The sequence below is a fragment of the Pseudomonas sp. P5_A12 genome (genome assembly GCF_056400685.1).
The window spans coordinates 1-26142 of the sequence record NZ_JBFUKU010000055.1 but is presented as its reverse complement, the minus strand read 5'-3'; the positions used below and the strand labels follow the sequence as shown (position 1 = coordinate 26142).

General features: G+C 58.7%; 27 protein-coding genes. 19 read left to right on the top strand and 8 right to left on the bottom strand.

The annotated features are described in order from the left end of the window. The 4 genes from AC1DSG_RS10555 to AC1DSG_RS10540 all read left to right on the top strand — a co-directional run. Positions 1-1378 (top strand): RHS repeat domain-containing protein (locus AC1DSG_RS10555; protein ID WP_477790830.1); only part of this gene is annotated, 1378 nt, incomplete at its 5' end. A 2-nt stretch (positions 1379-1380) separates the two neighbouring features. Further along, positions 1381-1755 (top strand): hypothetical protein, encoded by a 375-nt coding sequence (locus tag AC1DSG_RS10550; RefSeq protein ID WP_007947079.1) that lies wholly within the window; start codon positions 1381-1383, stop codon positions 1753-1755. Continuing rightward, a complete protein-coding gene (locus tag AC1DSG_RS10545; RefSeq protein ID WP_477790829.1) occupies positions 1752-2171 on the top strand; it encodes a hypothetical protein in 420 nt (139 codons plus the stop codon). The genes AC1DSG_RS10550 and AC1DSG_RS10545 overlap by 4 nt, the downstream gene beginning before the upstream one ends. A 431-nt stretch (positions 2172-2602) precedes the next feature. Continuing rightward, positions 2603-2926 (top strand): hypothetical protein, encoded by a 324-nt coding sequence (locus AC1DSG_RS10540; RefSeq protein ID WP_477790828.1) that lies wholly within the window; start codon positions 2603-2605, stop codon positions 2924-2926. A gap of 237 nt (positions 2927-3163) precedes the next feature. Here AC1DSG_RS10540 and AC1DSG_RS10535 read toward each other — a convergent pair whose 3' ends face one another. Then, positions 3164-3361, bottom strand: a complete 198-nt coding sequence (locus tag AC1DSG_RS10535; protein WP_477790827.1) for a hypothetical protein — start codon at positions 3359-3361, stop codon at positions 3164-3166. A 329-nt stretch (positions 3362-3690) separates the two neighbouring features. Here AC1DSG_RS10535 and AC1DSG_RS10530 point away from each other — a divergent pair, with 329 nt between their 5' ends. Further along, positions 3691-3906, top strand: coding sequence for a TOBE domain-containing protein (locus tag AC1DSG_RS10530; protein ID WP_007947074.1), 216 nt, complete (start codon positions 3691-3693; stop codon positions 3904-3906). A 223-nt stretch (positions 3907-4129) separates the two neighbouring features. Then, positions 4130-5149, top strand: coding sequence for an ABC transporter substrate-binding protein (locus AC1DSG_RS10525; protein WP_477790826.1), 1020 nt, complete (start codon positions 4130-4132; stop codon positions 5147-5149). A 5-nt stretch (positions 5150-5154) separates the two neighbouring features. Here the strand turns inward: AC1DSG_RS10525 and AC1DSG_RS10520 are convergent, their stop codons facing one another. After that, positions 5155-6015, bottom strand: coding sequence for a LysR substrate-binding domain-containing protein (locus AC1DSG_RS10520; RefSeq protein WP_477790825.1), 861 nt, complete (start codon positions 6013-6015; stop codon positions 5155-5157). A gap of 252 nt (positions 6016-6267) precedes the next feature. Between AC1DSG_RS10520 and AC1DSG_RS10515 the strand changes: the two genes are divergently transcribed. The 11 genes from AC1DSG_RS10515 to AC1DSG_RS10465 all read left to right on the top strand — a co-directional run bounded on the left by AC1DSG_RS10515 (position 6268) and on the right by AC1DSG_RS10465 (position 18328). Further along, positions 6268-7110 (top strand): transporter substrate-binding domain-containing protein, encoded by an 843-nt coding sequence (locus AC1DSG_RS10515; protein WP_477790824.1) that lies wholly within the window; start codon positions 6268-6270, stop codon positions 7108-7110. Between the two features lie 70 nt (positions 7111-7180). After that, positions 7181-8032, top strand: a complete 852-nt coding sequence (locus tag AC1DSG_RS10510; protein ID WP_477790823.1) for a transporter substrate-binding domain-containing protein — start codon at positions 7181-7183, stop codon at positions 8030-8032. Next, a complete protein-coding gene (locus tag AC1DSG_RS10505) occupies positions 8029-9453 on the top strand; it encodes an FAD-binding oxidoreductase (RefSeq protein ID WP_477790822.1) in 1425 nt (474 codons plus the stop codon). Before AC1DSG_RS10510 ends, AC1DSG_RS10505 begins: the two co-directional genes overlap by 4 nt. Continuing rightward, positions 9450-10661, top strand: coding sequence for an aminotransferase class I/II-fold pyridoxal phosphate-dependent enzyme (locus AC1DSG_RS10500; RefSeq protein WP_477790821.1), 1212 nt, complete (start codon positions 9450-9452; stop codon positions 10659-10661). Before AC1DSG_RS10505 ends, AC1DSG_RS10500 begins: the two co-directional genes overlap by 4 nt. After that, positions 10658-11392: an amino acid ABC transporter permease gene (locus AC1DSG_RS10495; RefSeq protein ID WP_477790820.1), complete on the top strand. Its 735-nt coding sequence runs from the start codon at positions 10658-10660 to the stop codon at positions 11390-11392. The genes AC1DSG_RS10500 and AC1DSG_RS10495 overlap by 4 nt, the downstream gene beginning before the upstream one ends. Beyond that, entirely contained in the window at positions 11382-12170 is a 789-nt protein-coding gene (locus AC1DSG_RS10490; RefSeq protein ID WP_477790819.1) for an amino acid ABC transporter permease, read from the top strand. The genes AC1DSG_RS10495 and AC1DSG_RS10490 overlap by 11 nt, the downstream gene beginning before the upstream one ends. Then, the gene (locus AC1DSG_RS10485; RefSeq protein WP_477790818.1) at positions 12157-12993 is read left to right on the top strand and encodes an amino acid ABC transporter ATP-binding protein; all 837 of its coding nucleotides are present in this window, start codon (positions 12157-12159) and stop codon (positions 12991-12993) included. The genes AC1DSG_RS10490 and AC1DSG_RS10485 overlap by 14 nt, the downstream gene beginning before the upstream one ends. A gap of 17 nt (positions 12994-13010) precedes the next feature. Continuing rightward, entirely contained in the window at positions 13011-13607 is a 597-nt protein-coding gene (locus tag AC1DSG_RS10480) for a cysteine dioxygenase family protein (protein WP_477790817.1), read from the top strand. Continuing rightward, positions 13604-14260, top strand: a complete 657-nt coding sequence (locus tag AC1DSG_RS10475) for a glutathione binding-like protein (RefSeq protein WP_477790816.1) — start codon at positions 13604-13606, stop codon at positions 14258-14260. Before AC1DSG_RS10480 ends, AC1DSG_RS10475 begins: the two co-directional genes overlap by 4 nt. 23 nt (positions 14261-14283) lie before the next feature. Beyond that, positions 14284-17034: a cystathionine beta-lyase gene (gene metC / locus AC1DSG_RS10470; RefSeq protein ID WP_477790815.1), complete on the top strand. Its 2751-nt coding sequence runs from the start codon at positions 14284-14286 to the stop codon at positions 17032-17034. 67 nt (positions 17035-17101) lie between these two features. Then, positions 17102-18328 (top strand): RtcB family protein, encoded by a 1227-nt coding sequence (locus AC1DSG_RS10465; protein ID WP_477790831.1) that lies wholly within the window; start codon positions 17102-17104, stop codon positions 18326-18328. 69 nt (positions 18329-18397) lie between these two features. Here AC1DSG_RS10465 and AC1DSG_RS10460 read toward each other — a convergent pair whose 3' ends face one another. The 3 genes from AC1DSG_RS10460 to AC1DSG_RS10450 all read right to left on the bottom strand — a co-directional run bounded on the left by AC1DSG_RS10460 (position 18398) and on the right by AC1DSG_RS10450 (position 20435). Beyond that, a complete protein-coding gene (locus AC1DSG_RS10460; protein WP_477790814.1) occupies positions 18398-18811 on the bottom strand; it encodes a VOC family protein in 414 nt (137 codons plus the stop codon). A 183-nt stretch (positions 18812-18994) separates the two neighbouring features. Further along, positions 18995-19597: a TetR/AcrR family transcriptional regulator gene (locus tag AC1DSG_RS10455; RefSeq protein WP_477790813.1), complete on the bottom strand. Its 603-nt coding sequence runs from the start codon at positions 19595-19597 to the stop codon at positions 18995-18997. Then, positions 19584-20435, bottom strand: coding sequence for a 3-hydroxybutyryl-CoA dehydrogenase (locus tag AC1DSG_RS10450; protein ID WP_477790812.1), 852 nt, complete (start codon positions 20433-20435; stop codon positions 19584-19586). The genes AC1DSG_RS10455 and AC1DSG_RS10450 overlap by 14 nt, the downstream gene beginning before the upstream one ends. A 167-nt stretch (positions 20436-20602) precedes the next feature. Between AC1DSG_RS10450 and AC1DSG_RS10445 the strand changes: the two genes are divergently transcribed. Next, on the top strand, positions 20603-21619 hold the full coding sequence (locus AC1DSG_RS10445) for an AraC family transcriptional regulator (RefSeq protein WP_477790811.1): 1017 nt from the start codon (positions 20603-20605) through the stop codon (positions 21617-21619). Between the two features lie 19 nt (positions 21620-21638). Here AC1DSG_RS10445 and AC1DSG_RS10440 read toward each other — a convergent pair whose 3' ends face one another. After that, positions 21639-22544, bottom strand: a complete 906-nt coding sequence (locus AC1DSG_RS10440; protein WP_477790810.1) for a hypothetical protein — start codon at positions 22542-22544, stop codon at positions 21639-21641. Continuing rightward, on the bottom strand, positions 22537-23115 hold the full coding sequence (locus tag AC1DSG_RS10435; RefSeq protein ID WP_477790809.1) for a DUF6932 family protein: 579 nt from the start codon (positions 23113-23115) through the stop codon (positions 22537-22539). The genes AC1DSG_RS10440 and AC1DSG_RS10435 overlap by 8 nt, the downstream gene beginning before the upstream one ends. Positions 23116-23270: 155 nt before the next feature. Between AC1DSG_RS10435 and AC1DSG_RS10430 the strand changes: the two genes are divergently transcribed. Beyond that, entirely contained in the window at positions 23271-25085 is a 1815-nt protein-coding gene (locus AC1DSG_RS10430) for an ABC transporter ATP-binding protein (protein WP_477790808.1), read from the top strand. Here AC1DSG_RS10430 and AC1DSG_RS10425 read toward each other — a convergent pair. After that, the gene (locus tag AC1DSG_RS10425; protein ID WP_477790807.1) at positions 25057-25992 is read right to left on the bottom strand and encodes an alpha/beta hydrolase; all 936 of its coding nucleotides are present in this window, start codon (positions 25990-25992) and stop codon (positions 25057-25059) included. The two genes, AC1DSG_RS10430 and AC1DSG_RS10425, sit on opposite strands and share 29 nt — an antisense overlap. Positions 25993-26142 lie beyond the last annotated feature (150 nt).

The following is a 26142-nucleotide window of genomic DNA, read 5'->3' as shown; positions in this document are numbered from 1 at the left end:
CAGTCGACATGGCCAACGCAGCTATTACTACGATCCACTCAACCGCCTGACCCGCGTCCGCCACACCCGCGACGATCCACCGGAAACCTTCGCCCACGACCCCGCCGGCAACCTGCTGATGCAGGACCGCCCCGGCGCCGCGACCGTCAAAGGCAATCGCCTGCTCATGCAAGGCGACCGCCACTACGACTACGACGCCTTCGGCAACCTGATCCGCGAACGCCGCGGCACCGGGCAAAAACTCGTCACCGAGTACCGCTACGACTGCCAACACCGCTTGATCGGCGTCACCACCCCGGACGGCCGCACCGCCAGCTACCGCTACGACGCCTTCGGCCGCCGCATCGCCAAAACCGTCGAGGGCCACACCACCGAATTCTTCTGGCAAGGCGAAAACCTCGTTGCCGAAAGCGGCCGCGACCACTACCGCAGCTACCTCTACGAACCCGGCAGCTTCCGCCCGCTGGCCATGCTCGACGGCAAAGGCCCACGCAAAGCCTGCCCGTTTTACTACCAACTCGACCACCTTGGCACACCGCAGGAACTGACCGATTTTGGTGGCGAGATTGTCTGGTCGGCCAAGTACAACGCCTACGGCAAGGTCACGCACCTGGCGCTGGGCGGGGGCGAGCAGCTTGAGCAACCGTTACGCTTCCAAGGGCAGTACTTCGACGCCGAGAGCGGCCTGCACTACAACCGGCATCGGTACTATGATCCGGATGTTGGACGGTATCTGACGCCTGACCCGGTCAAGTTGGCGGGTGGGCTGAATCAGTACCAGTACACGCCGAATCCGACGGGGTGGGTTGATCCGTTGGGGTTGAGCGGGAACTGTCCGCAGTCGGGTAAGCCTGGGTGTGGGGCGCCGGATGATACGACTGGCGCTAAGGTTGATGAAGGTGAGCCGACGCTGCCGAAGCTGACGGGTGAGCAGCGGAGGGCGCGGATTGATGAGTTGGCTGAGGCGAACGCATATCGACGTTTAGATGAGATGGAGAAATCTACAAGAGGTGCTCATTTTCTAGAAAAGCATGGCAAGCAGACTAGTTTGGAGTCTCAACGTGAGCGGGCAATGTCGGGAAGGAACCCGACAACAGGAGTAATTGAAAGGTACACATCAGGAAGGAAGGCTGGTCAGCCAAAGATACCTAGTGCAGCGACACGTTTTATTAGCTATAGGGATCAGTTGAACGCCATTCATCGAGCTCAGCTAATATTCAGGCGAAATGGTCATGCAGCATCTAAAGAGCCAATGAATATGGGTAAACAAATAGGTGAGGGATATAAACGTGGTGGCTTAGTATATGGAAAGCAAAAAAATGCAGTCGTCATATTAAATGAGACGGGTGCTCCGATAACGACTTTTGCGGATTTTTGAGTATGAAGCGTCCCCCTAAACTTTCTATTTTGCGTGGTCTACTATTTTTGTTCGACATTGACAATGTTGATAACGATGAAAGAGAAGAGATTATAGTTTCTAAAAATGTAAATGATGATGTCGAGCTCGCTGAGCTGTTCGACATACTGATGCGTCCGGAGTTTATCTCCTATAGCGGAAGTGATCGCGAATGGTATATAGATACGTTAAGTTGCTATTTGGATATGGGTGAAAGCTTTGACTCTATTTTTGATAAAATAACAACATATTTTGATGATGAGGTAGAAGATCGGCGGAGGTTTATGCAGGTTCTTTTGGCGTGTTTATTGAAATATCAGACTGAAGTAGCTCAGCCACCATTTGTGGAAAAAAAATGAGTTTGCGAGATCCATTTTCAAATGAAGAATTTCAACCCGGCTTAGTGTGGTTTATTGGCGTCTTTGATGTTTATGACCGCGAGGAAACTCGGGGTTCGGAGCTGGAAGTATATAATCCGAATGATCGCTTTGACAGAGYGGAGCTGATCAAAAGATACAGCTTGAATCTAGGTTATCTGTCCTATCGACATAAGCTCGTGCTGCTGGATTTTTTAGCGGAAAAGCTAAGCGATGCGTCTTATGATTTTCAGAGTTTGTTTGATATAGACGAAGAAGATGCAGGGAGTTGGCCGCGTGGCGAGTGGTATACATTGGAGGATCCCCGTGGATTTCTTCAAGATGTCTATTTGTTGGCTCAGGAGGCCTGGAAGGAAGATCTTCTTAGGGCGAGTCTTGAAGAACGGGCCAACTGGTGATGGAGAAGGTGAGGCCTTTAGTCTGGAATCCCACAAGTTGCCAATTGCCAGTACTACGGGATGTTTAAATGCTGTTTAAAACCATCGTAATTATTACGAAATGTCTGGACAAGCTCGTCGGAAGTTTCCTTCAGCCTGTAGCGGTTTCCATGAACTGGTGCGAAGTGAGATCCATGAATATTCTATGGCTGTCACTGCAAATGCAGCGGCAGGGTGTAGGAACCCTTACTCCAACGTGCATCAGTACTGTCGATTGATTGCGGCACTTATATTGAGTCCGTAATATCGTTCGCGGCGGCTGTGTGCGGGACACGTTTCGACGTGGCTGAGTTGGAGTATCTCAGTTTCCTACTCCCGCGCACGGCTGCCACCCAAGCCCGTAGGAAAGGCCGTTGGTAGCTTCAAATTAGTACTCCATGGACTTTCAAAAAATGAAAACTCTGCACCCCGATCCCCCCTACGAAAAACCAATCCCCCATCCCAAAAACCGCTTCATGGCCCTCACCAGCAACTGCACCGACATGCCCACGTTGTTCGTCGATACCCACGCGCCGCTCGATGTTTTATACGAGGCTGCCAACTATCGAATTCGCGCCGTGACGCRGGTGCTGGAGAACATGTCGATGCGCGGTTCGCTAGAGTGTGAGTCGTTCATCCTCAGTGATTTTGCATTGTTTTGCGCCATTCCGTTGCGCGATGGATGTGATGTGCTGGATGTGCTCGGGCGGCGGTTGCGGGCTCAGGCTTCGGAATAACGCCGCTGAAAGATCGTTCCCACGCTCTGCGTGGGAATGCCGCCACTGACGCTCTGCGTCAAATTGGTGCTCGGCTCGACACCGGCGGTGTGGCTGGAACGCGGAGCGTCCCTGGAGGCATTCCCACGCGGAGCGTGGGAACGATCATTGGCTTGTCTTTTTGCGCACCAAATAAGTGCGAAAGCAGTGACCATTAATAGGTCTGTGCCACTTTCTGGTGCGCGACCCCGCTCAGAACTAGTACGCAGGCACCTGTCCGAGGTGGTTGTCCTGCACGCCAGCCATCAAGTGCAGTGGAACATGCGGTTGTTCTTCCAGCGAGGAGACGTCGAAGCTACCCACAATGTGCACGTGCCGCTCAATTAATCCGGTCGATTCTTGTACTGTTTTAGCCATTCTCGCGTGGTTCGCTGCGATTTCACTGAGGGTTGACACGTTAAATCTCCGGGTGACTCACCAAGCGTTGCGCTGGGGTCCTTAATTATTGATTTGATTGTTGCTGCGTCAGAATTACGTCGTTCCCGAGCGCCTACGACCGGCCTTTGCAATCCCCAAGCCAGACACTTTGAGCATCGCGTCAAAGATTTGCCTATGCGACGAATGGTGCAAGGTCCGCGCAACCAGGCCAATGGCACAAAGAGTTGATATTCAAAAAAGGTATAAATAGATAATTATTTATTCCTTTTGTTGTTTGTGCAGGTGGTGCACTTTGAAGGCCTGCGCATCCGAACGGATGTGCCCGACCTCAGACAGGAAGCCACATCATGACCATCAAAGCGATCAACGTCCGTAACCAGTTCAAAGGCGTCATCAAGGAAATCCTGCAAGGTGACGTGGTGTCCGAAATCGACGTGCAAACCGCTTCCGGAATTGTCACCTCAGTCATTACCACCCGTTCGGTGCGTGACCTTGAATTGAAAGTGGGCAGCGAAGTGATTGCCTTCGTCAAATCCACCGAGGTCTCGATCGCCAAGCTCTGAACCCGCCAATCAGTTCAGCCCAAACGCACTTTGTAGCAGCTGGCGAAGCCTGCGTYCGGCTGCGCAGCAGTCGTGAAATCAGACGATGCGGTGTGTCAGGAAGACCCCGCAAATTCAGGTTTTTACGACTGCTGCGCAGCCGRACGCAGGCTTCGCCAGCTGCTACGGATTGTGTCATTCCTTAACTGGTCGGCGTCAGCGACCGAGTCACCTTGAGGTTTTCATGACGACACCTTTCAAGCGCAGCGCATTGAGCCTGTTGGCCACCTCCGTGGCGGCGCTGAGTACATTACTTAGCCCTGTCGCTCAAGCCGAAGGCAAAATCAGCATTGCTCAGCAATTTGGTATCGGTTACCTGATTCTGGATGTGGTGCGCGATCAGCAGCTTATCGAGAAACATGGCAAGGAGCAGGGTCTCGATATCAAGGTCGACTGGAACAGCATTTCCGGCGCCACGGCGATGAACGAAGCGTTGCTGGCCGGTGCGCTGGATGTGGTGTCGGCAGGTGTGCCGCCGATGTTGACGATCTGGGATAGGACCAAGGGCAAACAAAACGTCAAGGCCATCGCTTCGCTGGGGTCGATGCCCAACTACCTGTTGACCAATAATCCGAATGTGAAAAGCCTCAAGGACTTCACCGAAAAGGACCGCATCGCGGTGCCGGCAGCGGGGGTAGGGTTCCAGTCGCGCACCTTGCAGATCGAAACGGCAAAGCAGTTTGGCGCGGACAACTACAAGAAGTTTGATGACATCTCGATCAGCCTCGCTCATCCCGATGCGACGTCGGCGTTGATTGCGGGCGGTTCGGAGATCAACTCACATTTCTCCAGCCCGCCGTTCCAGTACCAGGAACTGCAAAGTCCCAACGTACACAAGGTGCTGAGTTCCTACGACGTGCTAGGTGGCCAGGCCACGTTTAATGTGCTGTACACCACTGAAAAATTCCACGACGAAAACCCGAAAACCTACAAGGCGTTTTACGCGGCGCTGGCCGAGGCCGAGAAAATTATCAAGGCCGATAAGCCGGCGGCCGCCCAGACCTATATCCGCGTGGAGCAGTCGAAGCTGGCCCTGCCACTGGTTGAGAAAATCGTCGCCGATCCGGAAATCGATTTCACCGTGGTGCCACAGCGCACCTATATCTACGCGGAGAAGCTCCAGGAACTGGGTGTGCTGAAAAACAAGGCCGCCAGTTGGAAGGATTACTTCTTTGAGGAAGCACACAGCAGCGAGGGCAGCTGATGGCGTCAGAGTCCCCGGCTGCTTCTGATCAGCTCGTAGGCTCGACGCACCAGCGGGTTCACCGTGTTGGGGCGAATCCACAAGTGATACGTCACGTCCGGTAGCCGTGGCAATCCGTCCGTCTCACCCAGTACGCGCATGTCCGGGCCGAGCATTTCCATGCTGCGGGCCGTGACGCCTAGCCCTGCACGTGTCGCGGCCTTGATGCCAATCAGGTTTGAGGCCAGGTAAGCTTGGCGCCAGGGAATGTTTGCACGCTCCAAGGCTTGCAGCGCATAGCGGCGGTAGATGCTCGGCTCGTCCACGAGAATCAGCGGCAAGGGTTCGCCGGGATTGTGAATGTACTGCGCCGAGCAGATCCACCACACCGGTGAGGTGCGCAGGGCGAAGCCTTCGAGGTTGGGGTCTTCACGGGTGGAAATCACCATGTCGATCTTGCCTCGGTGCAGGTCTTCCATCAGGAACGGACTGCGGCCGACATCGATCTCCAGGCGCAAGCGCGGTGCGGAGCGGGCAATGTGGCTGAGGATCGGCGGCAGGATGGTGTCGGCGATGTCATGGGGCGAGCCGATGCGCAACACGCCGCTCAAGCTGCTTTCACGCAGGGAGCTCAGCGCCTCGTCGTTGAGCGAGAGCATCTGCCTTGCATGCCGAAGTAACTGCAAGCCGGCTTCGGTGAGTTGTTTTTGCCGTCCGCGCTTCTCGAACAGATTCACACCGACGAGCTGTTCCAGGCGTTGCATGTGTTGGGTGACCGACGATTGCGTGCGGGCCAGTTGCGCGCCGGCCTCGGCAAAACTGTGGTGATCCACCACGGCAATGAAGGTGCGCAGCAATTCAAGATCAAGCGTTGGCAGGTGTGACATGGCAATGACCAGGGCTGTTTTTATATCAAGAGTCTAAACATAAACATCACAAATCATTATGTTTCTTTGATGCTTGTTCTAACCGTTTAAGTGATTTGTCCAATAAACACAGGGATTCAGGCTGCAAAGTATTGGCTGCTACAGCGTAAGTTATAACGATATTAGATATCTGCATTTCCGTTACACCCACGCTATACCTAGGATGCCCTCACACTCGGTCGGGGTATGCCGATCAACCATTAGGGGAAGTTCATGTTGCTCAAGCGCACGCCTGTTAAACAATTGTTGCCCGTGATGCTGGGCGCCCTGATCTCGTTGGCTGCCAGTACTGGTGCCCATGCGGATGCCACGCTGGACAAGATCGAGCAGCGTCACGTGCTGGTGGTCGGGGTGCTGCTGTCCGGCGGTCCCTTTGGCGGGATCGATCCTGCCACCCAGAAGCCGCGCGGCTTGAACGTCGAGCTCTCGCAGGAACTGGGGCGGCAACTGGGCGCCGAGGTGGAGCTGGTGCCGGTACTGCCCGCCAACCGTGTGCAGTTTCTACAGCAGGGTAAAGTCGACTTGCTGATTGCCAACATGGAATGGACCGCCGAACGTGGCGAGATCCTCGGTTTTGTACCGACGCCGTTCTATCGTGTCGGCGGCTCCGCAGCGGTGCTCAAGGACAGCAAGATCACCCGTTGGGAAGACCTGAAAAACCAACCGGTTTGCACCTCGCAGGGCAGCAGTTACATCAAGCCGCTGACTGAGTTTGGCGCTGAGATCAAAGCCTTCAAGAGTTCTTCGGAATCCTTGCTGGCGTTGCGTGGCAACAACTGCGTCGCGGCGGTGCATGACGCCACGCTGATCAATCCGCTGCTCGCCGACAACGCCGAATGGCAGGGCTATCGCGCGATCAGCCCGGAACTCAATCCTGCGCCATCGGTGATCTGGACCCGCCGTGGAGAAAKCGATACCCAGGCCAGGCTCGATCCGATCATCAAGGAACTGCACCGCAGCGGCTGGTTGATTGAAGCCCAGACCCGCAATCGCATCACCCCCGCATCCCCGGCGCTGGTGGAACTGCAAAAACAGTTTCAAGCCAACGGCGCCTGATCCCGGTTCGCCATCTCCTCGTTTTCAACAGCCCGTCGTTTTGCGCGACGGGCTTTCAAGGTAGTCGTGCATGAATCGTTATTTCTCCGCAAAAAACTTGTTCGCCCTATGTCTGGCAGGGTGTGCCGGGATGGTCGCCAGTCTCGCCCAGGCCGACGCCACGCTGGATAAAATCGAGCAACGCCACGCCATCAGCATCGGCGTGATTCTCAGCGGTCCGCCGTTCGGCACAATCGACCCGAAGACCGGCGAGCACCTGGGCTACAACGTCGAACTGGCCAAGGGCGTCGCCAAGGCGTTGGGTGTCGAGGCCAAGACGGTGTCGGTGCTGGCGCCGAATCGCGTGCAGTTTTTGCAGCAGGGCAAGGTCGACATCCTGATCGCCAACATGCAGTTCACCGAAGAGCGCGCCGAGATTCTCGATTACGTGCCCACGCCTTATGAGGAAGTCGGCGGCGCCGCTTTGATTCGCAAAGGCGCGGGCATTACCCAATGGGCAGACCTCAAGGGCAAGCCAGTGTGCGTGTCCCAGGGCAGTAACTTCATCAAACCTTTGCAGGAAACCTACGGCGCCGAGATCAAGGCGTTCCGCAGTCAGTCGGAATCGCTTTTGTCGCTGCGCGGCAATGGTTGCGTGGCGGCGGTGCATGTCAGCCCGACCATGCATGCGTTGTTGAACGATGCCGAGTGGGCTGAATATGAAATCCCTTTGCCGGGTGATTTGATCCCGTCCAACTCAGTGATCTGGGTGCGCAAAGGCGAACACGATACCCAAGCGAAACTGGATGCCATCGTGCGCGAGTGGCACCGCAGTGGCTGGCTGATCGAACTTGGCGAGCGCACCGGTATGGCGCCGTCCCAGGCCTTGCGTGACCTGCACGAGCAGTACCGCAAGGCTGCGCCGCTGGCGTCGCAACCATGAGTCAGCCGTTGTTTGAGGTGTTGCAGCAACTGCTCGGCGCCCGCCATGTGCAGAGCAGCGAAGAGGCCGCGCCGTACCTGACCGACAAACAAGGTCGTTATGTCGGGCAAGTCATTGCAGCCGTGCATCCGGCGAACACTGAGGAAGTCACAGGCGTGATCCGCGCTTGCGTAGCCTCTGATACGCCCGTGGTGGTGCAGGGCGGCAACACCGGTTTGATGGGCGGCGCCACACCGGATGCCAGCGGCCGTGCCGTTTTGCTATTGCTGGATCGCCTGAACCGGGTGCGTGCAGTGGACACCGACAACGACACCCTGACCGTCGAGGCGGGCTGCATTCTGCAAACCGTGCAGAACGTCGCCCGTGAAGCCGGCCGCCTGTTTCCCCTGAGTCTGGGCGCTGAAGGCAGTTGCACCATTGGCGGCAATCTTGGCACCAATGCCGGCGGTACCGCCGTGTTGCGCTACGGCAATACTCGCGAGCTGACGCTGGGGCTGGAAGTGGTGACGGCCGAGGGCGAAATCTGGAACGGCCTGCGCGGTTTGCGCAAGGACAATACCGGTTACGACCTACGTGACCTTTATATCGGCAGCGAAGGCACCCTCGGGATTATCACGGCCGCGACCCTGAAACTGTTCCCGTTGCCCAAGGCGAAAGCCACGGCACTGCTGGCCTTCGACTCACTGGCCCAGGCGGTGCAGTTTCTCTCCCATGCCCGCTCCGGTTTTGGTGCCAACCTCACCGCGTTCGAACTGCTCAGTGCCGGTTGCCTGGCGTTGTTGCGTGAGCAGTTTCCCGAGGGGCCGCAACCTTTTCTCGGGGCCCGCCAACCCTGGTTCGCCTTGCTGGAGCTGTCGGATAACCACAGCGAAAAGCATGCTCGCGAAGCCTTTGAAGAGGTGCTCGGTGCGGCGTTCGAAAACCGTTTGTTGGCCAATGCACTGATCGCCGAAAGCCTCGCCCAGAGTGAAGCCCTGTGGCAGTTGCGCGAAAACATGAGCGAGGCTCAGAAGCGTGCCGGTCGCAACATGAAGCACGACATCTCGGTGCCGATTTCCCAGGTCGCGACGTTTGTCGCCCACACCGATGCGCTGTTGCAGGCGCATTTCCCCGGCGTGCGCCATTTCACCTTCGGCCACTTAGGCGACGGTAACCTCCACTACAACGTTGCACACCCGCTGGATTCGACGGTCGATGCGCACATGGCTCACTACGCGGCGCTCAGTCTGCTGGTCCACGACAGCGCCCATGCCCATGGCGGTTCCATCAGCGCCGAGCATGGCATAGGTCAGCGCAAATTGGACCTGCTGGAACGCTACAAAAGTCCGGTGGAGCTGAATTTGATGCGGCGGATCAAGCAGGCGCTTGACCCGAAAAATCTGCTCAATCCGGGCAAGGTCGTGGAGGTGATTGCGTCATGAGCCTTCGCCTGTCCCAGCGCGTGCAACGCGTCTCGCTATCGGCCAATGCCGCCGCCAAATCCCGCGCTACCGAGTTACGTGAGGCCGGTCGCGACATTCTCGACCTGACCACCGGCGAGCCGGATTTCGACACCCCCGAACACATCAAGCAAGCGGCCTATGCCGCCATCGCCGCCGGTGCGACCAAGTACACCGCGACGCCCGGCGTGAAAGCCTTGCGGGTGGCCGTACAACGCAAGCTTCAGGAGGAAAACCGACTGGACTATCCGCTGGCCTCCATCGTGATTGCCAACGGCGCCAAACAGATCATCTTCAACGCGTTTGCCGCGACCCTCGACGACGGCGATGAAGTGCTGGTGCCCACACCGTACTGGCCGTCATTTCCGGACAGCGTGCGCTTCAACGGTGGCGAGCCGGTGTTCATCGAATGCGGGCTGGCGCAGGGCTGCAAGCTCACCGCTGAACAGCTGGAGCAACACATCGGCGAACGGACGCGCTGGCTGATCCTCAACGGCCCCGGCAACCCCAGCGGCGCGGTGTACAGCGCGGCCGAGTTGCAGGCGATCGCTGAGGTGCTGCGCCGTCATCCACAGGTGCTGATTCTGTTGGATGAACTCTACGAACATATCCGCTTTGATGGTCAGCCGGCGCAGAGCCTGCTCAATGTCGCGCCGGATCTTCAGCCGCGTTGCCTGCTGGTGGGCGGCGTATCGAAGACGTACGCCATGACCGGCTGGCGCATCGGTTTCGGTGCCGGGCCGCAGGTTTTGACCAATGCCATGGCGGTCGTGCAGTCGCAATCCACTTCGGGGGCTTCCTCCGTGGGACAGGCCGCCGCGTTGGCCGCCTTCGAGGGTGGGCTGGATTTTTTGCCGGCACAGGTCGCGGCTTACCAGCTGCGTCGGGATGTATTGGTCAGTGCCTTGCGCGACGTCGAGGGGCTTGAAGTGCTTGAGCCCCAAGGCGGCTTCTTCGTGTTCGTGTGCTGCGCCGGTTTGCTGGGGCGTTATCGCCCCGACGGCCTACGCCTGAACAGCGACGCCGATGTCGTGGCGTATCTGCTGGAGGAGGGCGTGGCCGGTGTGGCGGGCAGTGCTTATGGCTTGTCGCCGTGGTTTCGCCTGTCCATCGCCACAGCGACCGACAGCGTGGCAGAAGCTGGACGGCGCATCGCTCAAGCCTGCGGGCAATTGCGAGGCCAAGCATGAGTCACTGGCTGGAAGTTTTCGTCCACTGGGCTGCCGGGTTCGGCTTGAATTACAGCTTTCTGCTGGACGCCTACCAACGCGGCACCCTGGAGCAGGGCGCGCTAACCACGGTGTGGCTGTGCCTGTTGACCATCGTCGGCAGTCTACTGGCCGGTGTCGCACTGGCCGCGATGCTGACGTCGGGCAAGCCCTGGCTGGCCAAACCGGCACGGGTATTTGTCGAGGTCACCCGCAATACGCCGACGCTGGTGCAGCTGTACTGCGCGTTCCTGGTGTTGAACATGCTGTTGACTCAGGCCGTCGGCGCGGCCAATCCGCTGACTCCTTTTGCCTGGGTGGTGATTGTGATTTCGCTGCACAAGGGCGCATTCCACGCTGAAGCCTTGCGTGCGGGGATTGAAGCGGTGCCGGCGGTGACGATGGAAGCCGCCAATTCGCTGGCCTTCAACAGTCGTCAGTTGTTGTGGAACGTGCAGCTGCCGCTGGCCGTGCGCTTCGCCTTGCCCTCGCTGATCAACAACCTGATCGACCTGGTGAAGATGACGGCCGTGGCCTCGGCCATTGCCGTCGGCGACATCACGTACGCGGCGATCATGATCTGGACCCAGAGCGATAACGTGTTGGAACTGATGATTCTGATCCTGAGCTTTTTCGGTCTGCTGAGTTTTATCGTCAATTGTGTGGGGCGCTACCTTGAAGCGCGCCTGAGGATGCCCGGCTATGGCCATTGAATCGTCTGTCAGCGTGCCGCTGGCCTGGCCTCGACGACATGTCGGCAAGTTGCTGGTGTTGGCTGGCGCCGTGCTTTGGCTACTGTACTTCGCCCCGCAAAGCCCGGTGCTCAAGGCCTTGCTGCAATGGTCGCCGGCGCTGGCTGTGGGCTTTGCCCAGAACATTATGATCAGTCTGGTCGCCATCGGTTTGGGGTCGGTGCTGGGGTTGCTGGTGGGAGCGCTGGCGTTATCGCCGCTGCGGCTGCTGCGTTTGCCCGCACGGATCTGGGTGCAGATTTTTCGTAATGCGCCGTGGCTGGTGCTGATCTATTTCACTACCTATGTGTTTCCGTTCGAGATCCAAATCGGCAGCGCTTATGTCTCGTTCCCGGACTGGGTCAAGGTGACCATCGGCCTGGCCTTGCCGGCGAGCGCCAACGTCGCGGAAATCTTCCGTGGCGCCATTGCCTCGATCCCCAGCACCCAGTGGGAAGCGGCCCGTTCGCTGGCGTTTACCCGTGGGCAGATTTTCCGCTCGATCATCCTGCCTCAGTGCTTCAAGCGCATGTTGCCGCCGTGGATGAACCTGTATGCGGTCATCACCATGGGCACCGCACTGGCCTCGTTGGTGGGTGTGCACGATGTGATCGACACCGCACAAATCGCCAGCAACACGGTAAACATGACCGGTTTCACCGTGGTGATTTACCTGAGCCTGCTGGTGCTGTTYTTTGCCTATTGCTACCCGATTTCCCGTCTCACCCAACGCCTGGAGCGACGTTATGCCTTTTACTGAAACCGTCGCCGAACCCTTGGTCAGCCTGCGCGATCTGCACCTGTCGTTCGGCTCCAACCCGGTGCTCAAGGGCATCGATCTCGACGTGCGTCGCGGCCAGGCCGTGTCGATCATCGGCCCGTCCGGCTCCGGCAAGTCGACCATCCTGCGTTGCATCACCGGCCTGTTGCAGCCACAGCGCGGCACCATTCGCGTCGACTCCACCGAGGTTCACACCTTGTCTCAGGAGGCCCAGCGCATCGAGTTGCGCAAGCGCGTCGGGTTTGTGTTCCAGCAGTACAACCTGTTTCCGCATTTGTCGGTGTTGGAAAACCTGGTGATTGCGCCGCGCAAGGTGTTGGGGCACAGCCGGATCGAGGCCGAAAAACAGGCGCGAGCCTTGTTGGCCAAAGTGCGTATGGAACACAAAGCCGACGCCTATCCGGGGCAACTGTCCGGCGGCCAGCAGCAGCGCGTGGCGATTGCCCGCGCGTTGGCCATGCGCCCGGAACTGATTCTGTTCGACGAGGTGACCTCGGCCCTCGACCCGGAAACCGTCGGCGAGGTACTGACGGTGATTCGCGAGTTGACCGAAGAGGGCATGACTTGCGTGTTGGTGACCCACGAGATGCGTTTCGCCGAAGAAATCAGCGACATCGTCTACTTCACCGAAAACGGCGTGATCGTCGAACACGGCAGCGCCGCGCAGATTTTCCAGCACCCGACCAGCGAGCGCACCCAAGGGTTTTTGCGCCATGCCTTGGGTGATCCGGGGCGTCGTCCCGCCTTCGCCAATGATCCGTATCTATTGACCAACCTGGGTCGCTACAGCCTGTCCGTCTAATACCGAGGAGCCTGTCCATGAGTACCAATAACCGTGCCGCCGTCATTGAAGATTTCCTGAAAAAAATCCGTGTCATCCATCAGCGTGGCGTCGACCGCGTCGCGCTGGGAGAGATCGTTGCCCTGCTTGAAGACTTGGCCGAGCGCCGTGACCTGTTCAATTTCGACGAATTCCCCGCGCCAGTGCCAGGGCAGGGCAGCACGGCATTTCGCTACCGTCTGAATGACGACGGCGACACGCCGACGCTGTACCTGAACTCGTTGTTGCCGGGCAAAAGCACCATCCCCCACAACCACGAAACCTGGGCGATCATCAGTGCGGTCGAAGGCCAGGAAATCAACTACGTCTACGCCCGTGACGACGAAGGTCGCGAGCCTGGGTTCACCACGTTGCACCTGGAAAAAGAAGTGATCGTGCAACCTGGCACGTCGATTTCCTTTCTGGGTGACGACCTGCATGGCATCCGTGTCGAAGGCGAGCAAGCGACCTTGCATTTTCACCTCTACGGCCTGCCATTGGAGTCGCTCAACGGTCGATACGGCGTTGAAGCCGACGGGCGCATACTCAATTACAACGCCTCGCAAATGGCGCCGTCGATCAAGGCCTACGCATGATCGATCTTTACTACTGGCCCACTGGCAACGGGTTGAAGATCGGCATCTTGCTCGAAGAGCTGGAGCTGGCCTACCGCGTATTGCCGGTCAATATCCGCGAGGGTGAACAGAAGCAGGCGGCGTTCCAGCGAATCAGCGCCAATGGGCGGATTCCGGCGATTGTCGACCATGCCCCAGCGGGTTTGAGTGAACCACTGAGCCTGTTCGAGTCCGGCGCCATTCTTAATTACCTGGCCGACAAGGCGGGACGTTTCCTGCCGCCAACGAACAGTGCCGAACGGCAAAAAGTTCAGGAATGGCTGTTCTGGCAGGTGGGGCATATCACCCCCTACCTGAGCCAGTTGCAGGTGTTCAAGGAGAAGGCGCCGGAGCCAATACCGTTCGCCCTCGACTTACTCAATGCCGAGGCGACGCGCCTGTATCGGGTGCTGGAAAAACGCTTGTCCGAAGTGCCGTACATGGCGGGCGACTATTCCATCGCCGACATGGCGATCTTCCCGTGGATCCAGCCGTTGCGTCAGGGCCAGGACCTGGCGGACTTCCCGCATATCCATGCCTGGCGCGAACGCCTCAAGGCGCGACCGGCCATTCAGCGTGCATATGCGAAGGGCCGAGAAGTCGCGGCCAACGAGCGCTCACTGGCGCTTCAATAACTCTTTTTTCAAGCGGGACTTCCATGAGCCAGACCGTAACCCCAGGGCAACTGCAGCAATGGCTGTTCGACGGGCAGGAAATTGCCCTGTTTGACGTGCGTGAACACGGCCAGTATGGCGAGGCCCATCTGTTTTTTGGGGTGAACTTGCCCTATAGCCGGTTGGAGCTTGAGGTGCGGCGTCTGGCGCCGAATCCTCAGGTTCGGTTGGTGATCTATGACCAGGACGGTGGGGATGTCGCGGCCCGTTCAGCCCAGCGTCTTCAGGCGCTGGGGTATGAGCGCGTGCACGTACTGGAGGGCGGCGCCAATGGCTGGCAGGCTGCCGGTTTTCAACTGTTTGCCGGCGTGCATGTACCGTCCAAGGCCTTTGGCGAGTTGGTGGAAGAGGTCAGTCATACGCCGCATGTCACCGCGCAGCAGTTGGCCGAATGGCAAAACCGGGGCGAGCCGCTGGTGCTGCTGGACGGTCGGCCGTTCGATGAGTATCGCAAGATGACCATCCCCGGTTCGGTGTGTTGCCCGAACGGCGAGCTGGGTTATCGCATCCACGATTTGGTGCCGGACGACACCACGCCGATTGTGGTCAATTGCGCCGGCCGGACCCGCAGCATTATTGGTGCGCAAACCCTGATCAATCTGGGTTTGAAAAACCCGATCTATGCGTTGGAGAACGGCACCCAAGGTTGGGATCTCGAAGATTTGCAGCTGGAACATGGCAGCACTCGACGTTATGCCGATGAAGTGTCCCCTGGTGGTTTGCCGGGGCAGCAACTGGCGGCCGGGCAACTGGCGCAACGGGCGGGCGTCAAGACCGTTGATGCGGCGCAGGTCGGGCAATGGGCCGGGGAGGGTGATCGCAGCCTGTTTTTGTGCGATGTGCGCACCGCCGAGGAGTTTGCGACGGGCAGTCTGCCGGGGGCGCAACACACCCCGGGCGGGCAGTTGATTCAATCCACCGATCTGTATGTCGGTGTGCGCCGGGCGCGCTTGGTGCTGATTGACAGCGATGGCGTGCGCGCGCCGATTGTCGCCAGTTGGCTGCGACAGTTGGGGCATGAGGCGTATGTCCTCAAGGGCGGCGTGAGCAGTGGTCTGGCGTTGCCCGCGGTCGAGGTAATTGCACGCGAGGTATTGCCCTCGATCACCGTGCTGGCGCTGGCCGATGCGCTGAAGGATGACGCCGTTGCGCTGATTGACTTGCGTCCGAGCATGGCCTATCGCAAGGACCATATCGCCGGGGCGCGCTGGTCGATCAGCTCGCGTCTGGCGACTGACTTGGCTGGAGAGCAGCGACCGCTGGTGTTGCTGGCCGATGATCCATTGCTGGCCGTGTTCGCGACGCAGGAGTTGCCTGAAACCCAGCGTGCCCAGGTTCGCTTGCTGGACGGTGGACTCGATGCCTGGCGTACAGCGGGCTTCGCTGTGCAGGACGACCCAGCTTCGCCTTCCGATGAGCAGTGTATTGATTTTCTGTTCTTTACCCATGATCGCCACTCCGGCAACAAGGACGCGGCGCGGCAGTACCTGGCGTGGGAAATCGGCTTGCTGGCGCAGATGAGCGACAACGAAATTGCCAGTCTAAAACCGCTGCCGCCTCAAACTCCTAAAGACGCGCGGATACGCACTCGCCTGATCCATTCGGCACGCACCGAGCGGGGCAGTGGTGGTCGGTCGGTCAACGTGCCGGTCACCCGTTTAAGCACGGTGCTGTTCGACAACCTGGCGCAAATGCGCGACGCCCGTGCCCGCCGTGATAGCGAGCGGGTGCTGAGCTATGGCGCCCGGGGCAATCCGACGGCATTCGCCCTCGAAGACCTGGTCACCGAACTGGAGGGCGGTTATCGCACGCGCTTGTTCGGCACCGGACTGGCGGCGGTCGCGCAGACGTTTCTGGCCTACCTGCGTCCCGGCGACCATGTGCTGATCACCGATGCTGTGTACGCCCCTGTGCGGCGTCTGGCGCGGGAATTTCTTCAACCGTTCGGCATTCAGGTCGGCTTCTTTGCCCCTGATGCCAGCGACCTGCAGGCGCAATTGCAAGCCAACACCAAAATGGTCTACACCGAAGTCCCGGGTTCGCTGCTGTATGAACTCTGCGACCTGCCGGCCATCGCTGCCTTGTGCAAACCCCGTGGCATCCTGCTGGCCGTCGATAACACCTGGGGCTCGGGTTACCTGTACCGACCGCTGGCCCTGGGCGCGGACATCTCGATCATGGCGTTGACCAAGTACCTGTGCGGGCACAGCGATGTGGTCATGGGTAGCGTCTGCACCCGCGAAGACATCTGGCAGCCACTGGCAGCCATGAGCGATACCTTTGGCGTCACGGTCAGCCCCGACGATGCCTATCTGGTGCTGCGCGGCGCTCGAACCCTGGCACCACGCCTGGAGGTGCACGAGCGCCAGGCCCTGGAAATCGCCCTTTGGCTGCAAGCACAACCGCAGGTGAAACGGGTGTTCCATCCGGCCTTGCCCGATCATCCGGGGCACGCGTTGTGGCAACGGGATTTCAATGGCAGCAATGGATTGCTGTCATTCGAATTGATGGACGCGGACAGCCGCTATGTCGAGCGCTTCATCGATGCGTTGCAGGTGTTCGGGCTGGGGGCGTCGTGGGGCGGTTACGAAAGCCTGATCACGGTTGCCGATACCAAGGACCGTAACAGTGCGGCGGATCGCTCATTGAACCCGGTGCTGCGGCTGCATATCGGGCTTGAGGATGTCGAGGCGTTGATTGAGGATCTGCAGCGCGGGTTCGCTGCGCTACTATGAAGGCCTCCACTGGCGGCTCGGCCGCCAGAACCACGCCGATTAATCGGCCCATAGAAAGATCCGAATCATACAAGACCGTACCTACCAACTACTGGAAGTCGCCCACGGCAAACCGATCAAGCTCTGGACCGAAGGCGTCCCGGTAGAAAACGAAGCCCGGCAGCAGTTGATCAACACCGCGAAGATGCCGTTCATCTTCAAACACCTGGCGGTGATGCCTGACGTCCATCTGGGCAAGGGCTCGACCATCGGCAGTGTGATTCCGACGGTGGGCGCGATCATTCCGGCTGCTGTCGGGGTCGACATTGGCTGCGGCATGATCGCCGCGTGCACTACGCTGACCGCGGCTGATTTACCCGACRACCTGCACGGTTTGCGCTGCGCCATCGAGAAAGCGGTGCCCCATGGCCGCACCATGGGGCGTGGCATCCGGGATAAGGGCGCCTGGGACAGCGTTCCGAAACAGGCCGATCAGGCCTGGGCCGCGCTGGATTCTCGGTTCAAGGCGATCACCGCCAAATACCCGAAACTCGCCAACACCAACAATCGCGGGCACTTGGGCACACTGGGCAGCGGCAACCATTTCATTGAGGTGTGCCTGGATGAGACCAACCGGGTCTGGTTCATGCTGCACAGCGGTTCTCGCGGGGTCGGCAACGCCCTTGGCAACCTGTTTATTCAACTGGCCCAGGCCGACATGCGCCAGCACCTCGCCAATCTGCCGGACCGCGACCTGGCCTACTTTGAGGAAGGCAGTCGGCATTTTGCTGATTACGTCGAAGCGGTGGGCTGGGCCCAGGACTTCGCCAGGCAGAACCGTGCGTTGATGATGCAGTCAGTGATTCAGGCGACACGCAAAGTGATCAGCAAACCCTTTGACGTGGCGCTGGAGGCAGTGAACTGCCATCACAACTACGTGCAAAAAGAACGGCACTTTGGTCAGGACATCCTCGTCACCCGCAAGGGCGCGGTGTCGGCGAAGAAGGGTGAGTTGGGGATCATTCCCGGATCGATGGGCGCGAAAAGCTTCATCGTCCGCGGGCTGGGCAATGAGCAGTCGTTCTGTTCCTGCAGCCACGGCGCCGGCCGCACCATGAGCCGCACCAAGGCGAAAAGCCTGTTCACCGTCGAAGACCAGATCCGCGCCACCGCCCACGTCGAATGCCGCAAAGATGCGGCGGTCATCGATGAAATACCGATGGCCTACAAGGACATCGACCACGTCATGCACGCCCAGCGCGAACTGGTGGAAGTGCTGCATACCTTGCGTCAGTTAGTGTGCGTCAAGGGCTGAGCCCTTCGCCAATGATAGAAAGCCCAGCCTGTTCAGGTTGAGCTTTTTCATGGATGTCACACAGAAGTGTTACTGATCCTTCTCGCAATTGACCATCCACGACACACCAAAGCGATCCTTCAGCATGCCGAAACGCGCGGCCCAGAATGTCTGCTCCAGTGGCATTTGCACGGTGCCATCTTCCGACAAGGCCGTGAAAACCCGCTCCGCTTCCGCGATGCTGTCGACATTCAGCGATACCGAAAAACCGGCCATATCATCAACGGGACGATCCGGTGTGGTGTCGGACCCCATGATGGCCTGATCCCCGACGACGAGGCGGGTATGAATGATCAGGTCGTGGAGGTCTACCGGTACGTGTTCGCCGGCCGGGGTTTCGCCAAAGGTCATCATGGCTTCGATTTCGCCAGGCAAGCTTTGGGCATAGAAGGTGAAGGCCGCTTTGCAGTTGCCGTTGAAGATCAGGTAGGGATTGATTTTCATGATGTGCTCCCGGTAACGAAGGAAGCCGAACGAGGTTGGATTAACCGCCAGCTCCGCAGTGATTGGACGCCAATAGCAAAGCGTTAGAGGGAGTGATTGGCAAATTTTGTTTAGATGTTTTTTCTATTGATGCGCTGCGTTTTATGGCCTCAAGCGCGGTCGACCTGACATTGCGTCAGGTCTTCAGGCCACGGCGCGTGGTGCCGACGGTCGCAGCAGCCGCTCAATGGCCCCGCTCACCAGATTCTCCAGCAGTTCATCACGCTCATGTTCGTTCAGCGAATGTTGCATCAGCCAACCGGGGGCGCTGTTGAGCAAGTTGGCGATGGCGTGCGCGGTGGCCCGTTGCGCCTGCTCACCGACCCGGGATTTGGGGCCGATCATCAGCAGCAATCGCTGTTCGTATTGCTCGCGCAATTGCCGGACGCGTGCTTGTTGCTCGTCATTCAGGCAACCGGCGTCACGCTCCGCCAGACGAAAATGCCACGGCATTTCCCGGTGCAGATTCAAGTGCGCGCGGATCAGGGTTTGCAGTTTGTCGCGTTTGGCCGGGCCTTTTTGATCGAGGCGACCCAGGGTCGCCAGCAGTTCTTCGTAGAACTCCTCGATCAGGTCGAGCAGCAAGTGCTGTTTGCTCGGGTAATGGTGATACAGCGAGCCCGAGGAAAGCCCCAGGCACGCGGCCAGCTCCCGCATGCCGACCTGACCGAAACCCTTGCTGGAGAACAACTCCAGCACTTTGTCCCGGTACTCGGAAAAGCGTGAGCAACGTTCAGGCATAGGCATAGAATCCACGTCCTGTTTTGCGCCCCAGATAGCCGGCGGCGACCATCTCCTTGAGCAGTGGAGCAGGGCGGTATTTGCTGTCATTAAAGCCGTCGTGGAAGGCTTCCATGATTGCCAGCAGGGTATCCAGACCGATCAGGTCCGCCAGTGCCAGCGGGCCGATCGGCTGGTTGCAGCCCAGGCGCATGCCGGCGTCAATGTCTTCGGCGCTGGCCAGACCTTCCTGAAACACCAGAACGGCTTCGTTGATCATCGGCACCAGAATCCGGTTGACTACGAAACCCGGGCGGTTGCCCGCGGTGATCGCGGTTTTGCCCAGGGTTGTCGCCATGTCCAGGGCGAGGGCGTGGGTGGTGTCGCTGGTTTGCAGGCCGCGAATCACTTCAATCAGGCCCATCACCGGCACCGGGTTGAAGAAGTGCAGACCGATGAAACGCTCAGGCTGGCTGACGCTGGCGGCGAGTTGGGTAATCGACAGTGACGATGTGTTGGAAGCAATCACGCACTCAGCACTGACCTGCGCGGCAATTTGTTGCAGCACGCGCAGTTTCAGGTCGAGATTTTCGGTGGCCGCTTCGATCACCAGTTGCGCGTTTTGCAGGCTATCGTATTGGGTGCTGGTGCGAATCTTGTCGAGGGCTACGTGCTTCTGCTCCTCGGTCAACGTTTCCTTGGCCACCTGACGATCGAGGTTTTTGCTGACCGTTGCCAGGGCCTTTTGCAGGGCGCTGTCGGAGATGTCGATCAGGGTCACGTTGAAGCCGGCCAGCGCACAGACCTGTGCAATGCCGTTGCCCATGGTGCCTGCGCCGATCACGCCAATGTTTTGCAGATTCATGTTGCCGTCCTTCCGGTCATACCGTGCGATACCTTGGCCGTGACAACGGTCGAAGGCGTACTATTGGCCGCGAGTCTAGAACCGGCAGCGCGGTTGTCCTATGCCGCAACTGTTCAACGGTGCTGGCGTTTTTTGCCAGTTCAAGTGTTAGGGAGAGAAACGTTCACATGCGGGAAAACGACTCGGTCGCCGTTTATTTCGTGCAGGCAATGATCCATGCACTGGCGCAAGATCCGCAGCGCCTGAAGGCTGCGTTGGACCAGGCCGGTATCGACCCGGCGTTGATGTCTGAGCCCACGGCGCGGGTACCGGCCAGTGCATTTGCCGAGCTGTGGCTGAATCAGATTCGCGAGTTGAACGACGAGTTTTTCCGCCTCGACTCCCACGGCATGCCGCCGGGCAGCTTCGCCTTGATCTGCCGTGCCTTGATACAGGAACCCGACCTGCACAAAGCCATGCGTCAGTGCCTGGCCAATTTCGGACTGTTCCTGCGCGACTTCCGCGGCACCCTGAGCGTGCGCGGCAAACGCGCCTTCATCAGCCTGGACACCCACGCGCAAAACGACGAAATCAGCCGTTTTGGCGAAGAGACGTTCCTGGTGCTGATGATCAGTCTGCTGTGCTGGCTCGGCGGGCGACGCATCCCTATCGACCGCGCAGACTTCCGTCATGAACGCGTGTCCCTTAGCGATGACCGACTGCTGTGGGGCCCCAACCTGACCTTCGGCGCCGAGCGCACCGAAATCGAATTCGCCAGCCACTACCTGCGCCTGCCGGTGGTACAAGACCTGGCCTCACTGAAAGTATTCCTGCRCACGGCCCCGCAATGGCTGGTGATCCGTTTTCGCAACCAGCATGGCCTGGCCTCGCAAGTCCACCAGCGCCTGCGCAACAGCGACTACAGCGAATGGCCGACCTTGCAGGACTTCGCCCTGGAACAACACCTGAGCCCCAGCACCTTCCGCCGCAAACTGGAGCGCGAAGGCTGTTCCTATCAAGAGATCAAGGACGAGGTGCGGCGAGGCGTGGCCTTTGAGCAACTGCGCCAGAGCAAGGCGAGCATCAGTGACATCGCTGAGCGGCTGGGCTTTCRGGAGCCGAGTGCGTTCCATCGGGCGTTCAAGAAATGGACGGGGGAGAGCCCGGGGCGGTATCGGGCGCGGTTTCAGGTGGGTGTGGAATGAAGTGGACTGTTCTGGTCGATCAGACATTCCAGGGAAAGCGCTGAAGAATATAGCGAGGTTTGCTGGAGCCGATTCGTTTGGCGCTTAATGTTATGTCGTAAGTCTTATAGAGATTCACGTTCACCTCATTGGGATTTGGGATCGCTCTCGGGATGCCTCCGTAAATAACCAATCCGTCGATGGTCCGAAATTCGAATGCCCGCTTGTCCGGGAGCGCTCCAATAAACTCACCTGTGAACGTCTCTGTCGTTTCCTGGATGTTATCCAGGCTTAGCCGAGCTTTGCTTCGGCGGACCTGTTCACTGTCTGTGAACTGGAATTGGCCGTTGCGAGTGGTGAGTGAACAAGATGCGTCGTAGCTGGACAGCTTCCCCAGGAAATCTGCGACGCTCGACAGGGCTCTATCAGCCAGTCTTGACACCGGCTCGGAGAGCTCTTCATCACTTTTGGTCGATGCTTCGAGTAACTCGGTCATCAGGTCGATGGCTTGTGAAACGGAAGAGGGCCCTTCCATTTCCACTTGCGCCGCAGAAGGGACTTCCTCCAGTTCGAAACCAAATGAACCCAGGGCGGTTCCCGTTATGAGTAACTGATTGCTCGACCGATTTGGAATAGGGCCTTTATCGGCAAGGGTGCCGGAGATTGACGCAGCAATGGTGGCGATTGCTTCGCTGAACGCCTGCGTTGCGGCGGTGCCAAATTCGGCCAATATCCCCTGAGTACCCAAAACAGGGGTACCACGATAGGTAATGACGACCATCGCAGGTTGGTAGGTGTTCTGACTATTCGCTTCAAGCGCTGATTTTGCTTGCTCAATTCGAGAGCGAATGGACATTGCAGATAGCTTACTGAGTCCAGGTTTGGCTAGCTGCTTCTCCAGAAAGAGGAGCTCTGCCGACGTGTGCAGGTATTCGTTTCTATTCATGCGCAAGTTCCTGTTTGCGAGCTGTCAGCATGGCCAGAGCCGCTCGATGCTCCCGAGGATCAAGGTCAACCCGCAGAAATCCTTTCCACTGTTTTGATCGGCGATGGGCCCACATGCTGTACCAGTACGAGGTCATTTCTACCAAGCGCTCAGGGGGATCACGGAGTGACTGGAGATAAAAATCAACTTTGTACTGATGTTTCAAGAAAGATTTAGCTTCCCGTGTTGCACCTAACAATTTTAGTTGGTCGGGTTGCAGTGCGTCATAGAACTCGTCACCGGCAAAAGTGAAGGTGACGACATCGATATCTCTGGGAGCGCGCTGATCAATCAGCTCAATGTTCTCTGCAAAACTGCCGTTCAGCCATTGAAACCCTTCAGCCATGCCCATCCTGTGCAACTCAGAGCGATGGGAGAGATAGCCATCCAGAATTTGACATCGATCCTCGCTGATCGCGAAGCGCCCTATGAGTGCCAAGAGATCAATCTCATAGGGAGACCTATCTGTCCCAGTGGGATTTTGTTCATTGATGGGAGGGAGAAGTCCCTCCGGATTCCATTCAGGTATCAATTCCGGCTTCCTTGCTCAGTGATCTGAAAGTCGGTCGATCCTCATCCTGGCGCGTGCTCGCGTCAAGCGAACAAACGTTACAGTTGATTCGCAGCGGGCTCAGTGCCGGTCTGAAGTACCATGGCACTTTGTTTGTTCTCAACGAGCCAGTCTCCATGCCTGCGGCCCTTAACCGCTTCACCGCCTTGTTCGACCAGGCCCGACGCGCCTTGCTGCTGGTCTGGGGCACCTCTCGCGGATTATTCCTCGGCCTGGTCCTGGCCACCCTGATCGCTGGTGTACTGCCGGCGCTCGCCGCCTGGATAGGCCAGCGCATCGTTGACGCTGTGGTCAGTGCCATGCAGTTGCACGCGCAGCAAGGCAGTGCGCCGTTGTGGCCGGTGGTGCGTTATGTGTTGATGGAGGCGGGGGTGTTGGCGTTGTTGTCCGGTACTCAGCGGGCGTTGTCGGTTCAGCAGTCGCTGTTGCGGGTGCAGTTGGGGCAGAAGGTCAACACGATGATTCTGGAGAAAGCCCAGACGTTGTCGCTGGTGCAGTTCGAGAACTCCGAGTTTTACGACAAGTTGGTGCGGGTGCGGCGCGAGGCGTCGACCCGGCCGCTGGCGTTGGTAATGAAGTCGTTGGGGTTGATCCAGAACCTGATTGTGCTGATCAGCTTCGGCGTGTTGCTGGTGCACTTTTCGCCGTGGGCGCTGGTGCTGCTGGTGGTCGGAGCATTGCCGGTGTTTTTCGCCGAAGCGCATTTTTCCGGGGATGCGTTTCGGCTGTTCACCCGCCGGGCGCCGGAGAGCCGGCAGCAGAATTACATCGAGACGCTGCTGTCCCACGAGGGGTACATCAAAGAGGTCAAGCTGTTCGGTTTCGCGCCGTTGTTGTTGCAGCGCTATCGCGACACGTTCGCGCGTCTCTACGCCGAAGACCGCCGGTTGACGTTGCGCCGCGATGGTTGGGGATTTGTCCTGGGCCTGCTCGGCACTTCGGCGTTTTACCTGGCGTATGCGTGGGTGGTGGTCGATACCGTTCACGGCGACATCACCCTGGGGCAAATGACCATGTACCTGGTGCTGTTCAAGCAGGGGCAAAGCGCAGTCAGCAGTAGCTTGAGCGCCATCAGTGGTCTCTATGAAGACGGCCTTTACCTGTCGAACCTTTATGAATACCTGGCCGAACCGGTGGTAGCCGATTCCGGACATCTCACCGAGGGCGCGGTGCCCGGCGATGGCTTGCGTTTCGAGAACGTCAGTTTTAGTTATCCGGGGGCGAGTCGTGCGGCGCTGGAAGGTATCGACCTGCACCTGGTTCCGGGGCGCAGCTTGGCGCTGGTGGGGGAGAACGGCTCGGGCAAGACCACGCTGATCAAGTTGCTGACCCGTTTGTATCGACCCGATCTAGGCCGCATTTTGCTCGACGGCAGCGATTTGCAGGCCTGGAAGGAAGACGTGCTACGACAGCGCATCGGCGTGATTTTCCAGGATTACATCCGCTACCAATTTACGGTGGGCGAAAACATCGGCGTCGGCGACACGTTGGCGTTCAATGATGAACAGCGCTGGCAGGACGCGGCGGCTCAGGGCATGGCCGCGCCGTTTATCGAGCGTCTGGATCGAGGGTATGCCACGCAATTGGGTCGATGGTTTGCCGGTGGGCAAGAGCTGTCAGGCGGGCAGTGGCAAAAGATCGCGTTATCCCGTGCCTACATGCGTCGCGAGGCCGATATCCTGATTCTCGACGAACCGACCTCGGCACTCGATCCGGCGGCGGAAGCGGCGGTGTTCGAGCATTTCAGCGAGCACACCGAAGGCCGCATGACGTTGCTGATTTCCCACCGGTTTTCCAGCGTGCGCAATGCGGACCACATCATCGTGCTGGATCAGGGAGCGATTCTTGAGCGCGGCGATCACGACAGCCTTGTGCAGGCGGGCGGACGCTATGCGCAGCTGTTCAACCTGCAAGCCCGGGGTTACCGCTAGGTCTGGCTTTCATCAAACCCTCGAGAGCCTGGCGATATTCGCTGCCACCCAGGCTCATGCTGTTGTTATGCGTACCCCCGGGCACCAGCAGCAGGCGCTTGGGTTGATTGGCGGCATTGAACAATTGTTGGCTGAAGCGTGAGGGCATGAACGCGTCGGCCAGGCCGTGAACCACCAACAGTGGCATGTCGATGTCGACGATCTTGTCGATGGAATCGAATTTCTGCGACAACAGCCAACGCACCGGCAGCCAGTTCACCGGCAGGTTACTGTCGGCCACTTGCGCCACGGCATCGCCCAGGGAGGTGAACGTGGACTCGATTACCAAGCCTCGCACCGGAACTTCGACTTGTTGCTTTTTCGCCTGTGCGGTCAGGTCCGCCGCGAGGTCGATGGCCACCGCGCCGCCGAGGGAATGGCCGTAGATCAGGCGCTTGCTGGCGTCCGGTTGCATCTGGGTGAAGCGCTCCCAGGCGGCTCGGGCGTCTTCGTAAACACTGGCTTCCGAGGGCAGATCACCTTGGCTTTGACCGAAGCCACGGTAGTCAATGGCCAGCACCGAATAGCCCATGGCGCGCAATTGCTCGATGCGAAACGCCTGGCCCGTCAGGTTCCAGCGCACGCCGTGCAGGTAGAGGATCGACGGCGCATCCCGGCGTGCGGCGGGCCACCACCAGGCGTGCAGGTTTTGCCCGGCCTTGAAACGGGCGGGTTTGATGTCGAACTCCTGCACATCGTCCGGCAAGCCGCGATACCAGCCCGCCGTGCCCGGCTCGATGCGAAACAACAGCTCGCGCTCTTTGTACTTGAGCGCACCGCAACTCACTGGCAGACCGACGATCAATGTGGCCATACACAGCAGCGGCAACCAGCGACGACTCAAGCGGCTCATCCAACTCGACAACATGCGGCAGTCCGGAAGATCAGCGGGAAAGGACGGTTTTTAACAGATGCGTGGCGGGGGCGGGGACAAATTCGACAGCCGTATGAGATTTTGTGGTGAGTTTTCTGACCCCTTCGCGGGCAGGCTCGCTCCTACAATTGACCGGGTTCCTCC

Bases quoted from the DNA above. Each gene is read 5' to 3' on its own strand.
- AC1DSG_RS10550 (WP_007947079.1), top strand. From the start codon at position 1,381: ATGAAGCGTCCCCCTAAACTTTCTATTTTGCGTGGTCTACTATTTTTG.
- AC1DSG_RS10530 (WP_007947074.1), top strand. From the start codon at position 3,691: ATGACCATCAAAGCGATCAACGTCCGTAACCAGTTCAAAGGCGTCATC.
- AC1DSG_RS10525 (WP_477790826.1), top strand. From the start codon at position 4,130: ATGACGACACCTTTCAAGCGCAGCGCATTGAGCCTGTTGGCCACCTCC.
- AC1DSG_RS10520 (WP_477790825.1), bottom strand. From the start codon at position 6,015: ATGTCACACCTGCCAACGCTTGATCTTGAATTGCTGCGCACCTTCATT.
- AC1DSG_RS10510 (WP_477790823.1), top strand. From the start codon at position 7,181: ATGAATCGTTATTTCTCCGCAAAAAACTTGTTCGCCCTATGTCTGGCA.
- AC1DSG_RS10505 (WP_477790822.1), top strand. From the start codon at position 8,029: ATGAGTCAGCCGTTGTTTGAGGTGTTGCAGCAACTGCTCGGCGCCCGC.
- AC1DSG_RS10500 (WP_477790821.1), top strand. From the start codon at position 9,450: ATGAGCCTTCGCCTGTCCCAGCGCGTGCAACGCGTCTCGCTATCGGCC.
- AC1DSG_RS10495 (WP_477790820.1), top strand. From the start codon at position 10,658: ATGAGTCACTGGCTGGAAGTTTTCGTCCACTGGGCTGCCGGGTTCGGC.
- AC1DSG_RS10485 (WP_477790818.1), top strand. From the start codon at position 12,157: ATGCCTTTTACTGAAACCGTCGCCGAACCCTTGGTCAGCCTGCGCGAT.
- AC1DSG_RS10480 (WP_477790817.1), top strand. From the start codon at position 13,011: ATGAGTACCAATAACCGTGCCGCCGTCATTGAAGATTTCCTGAAAAAA.
- AC1DSG_RS10475 (WP_477790816.1), top strand. From the start codon at position 13,604: ATGATCGATCTTTACTACTGGCCCACTGGCAACGGGTTGAAGATCGGC.
- metC (WP_477790815.1), top strand. From the start codon at position 14,284: ATGAGCCAGACCGTAACCCCAGGGCAACTGCAGCAATGGCTGTTCGAC.
- AC1DSG_RS10460 (WP_477790814.1), bottom strand. From the start codon at position 18,811: ATGAAAATCAATCCCTACCTGATCTTCAACGGCAACTGCAAAGCGGCC.
- AC1DSG_RS10455 (WP_477790813.1), bottom strand. From the start codon at position 19,597: ATGCCTATGCCTGAACGTTGCTCACGCTTTTCCGAGTACCGGGACAAA.
- AC1DSG_RS10450 (WP_477790812.1), bottom strand. From the start codon at position 20,435: ATGAATCTGCAAAACATTGGCGTGATCGGCGCAGGCACCATGGGCAAC.
- AC1DSG_RS10440 (WP_477790810.1), bottom strand. From the start codon at position 22,544: ATGAATAGAAACGAATACCTGCACACGTCGGCAGAGCTCCTCTTTCTG.
- AC1DSG_RS10430 (WP_477790808.1), top strand. From the start codon at position 23,271: ATGCCTGCGGCCCTTAACCGCTTCACCGCCTTGTTCGACCAGGCCCGA.
- AC1DSG_RS10425 (WP_477790807.1), bottom strand. From the start codon at position 25,992: ATGTTGTCGAGTTGGATGAGCCGCTTGAGTCGTCGCTGGTTGCCGCTG.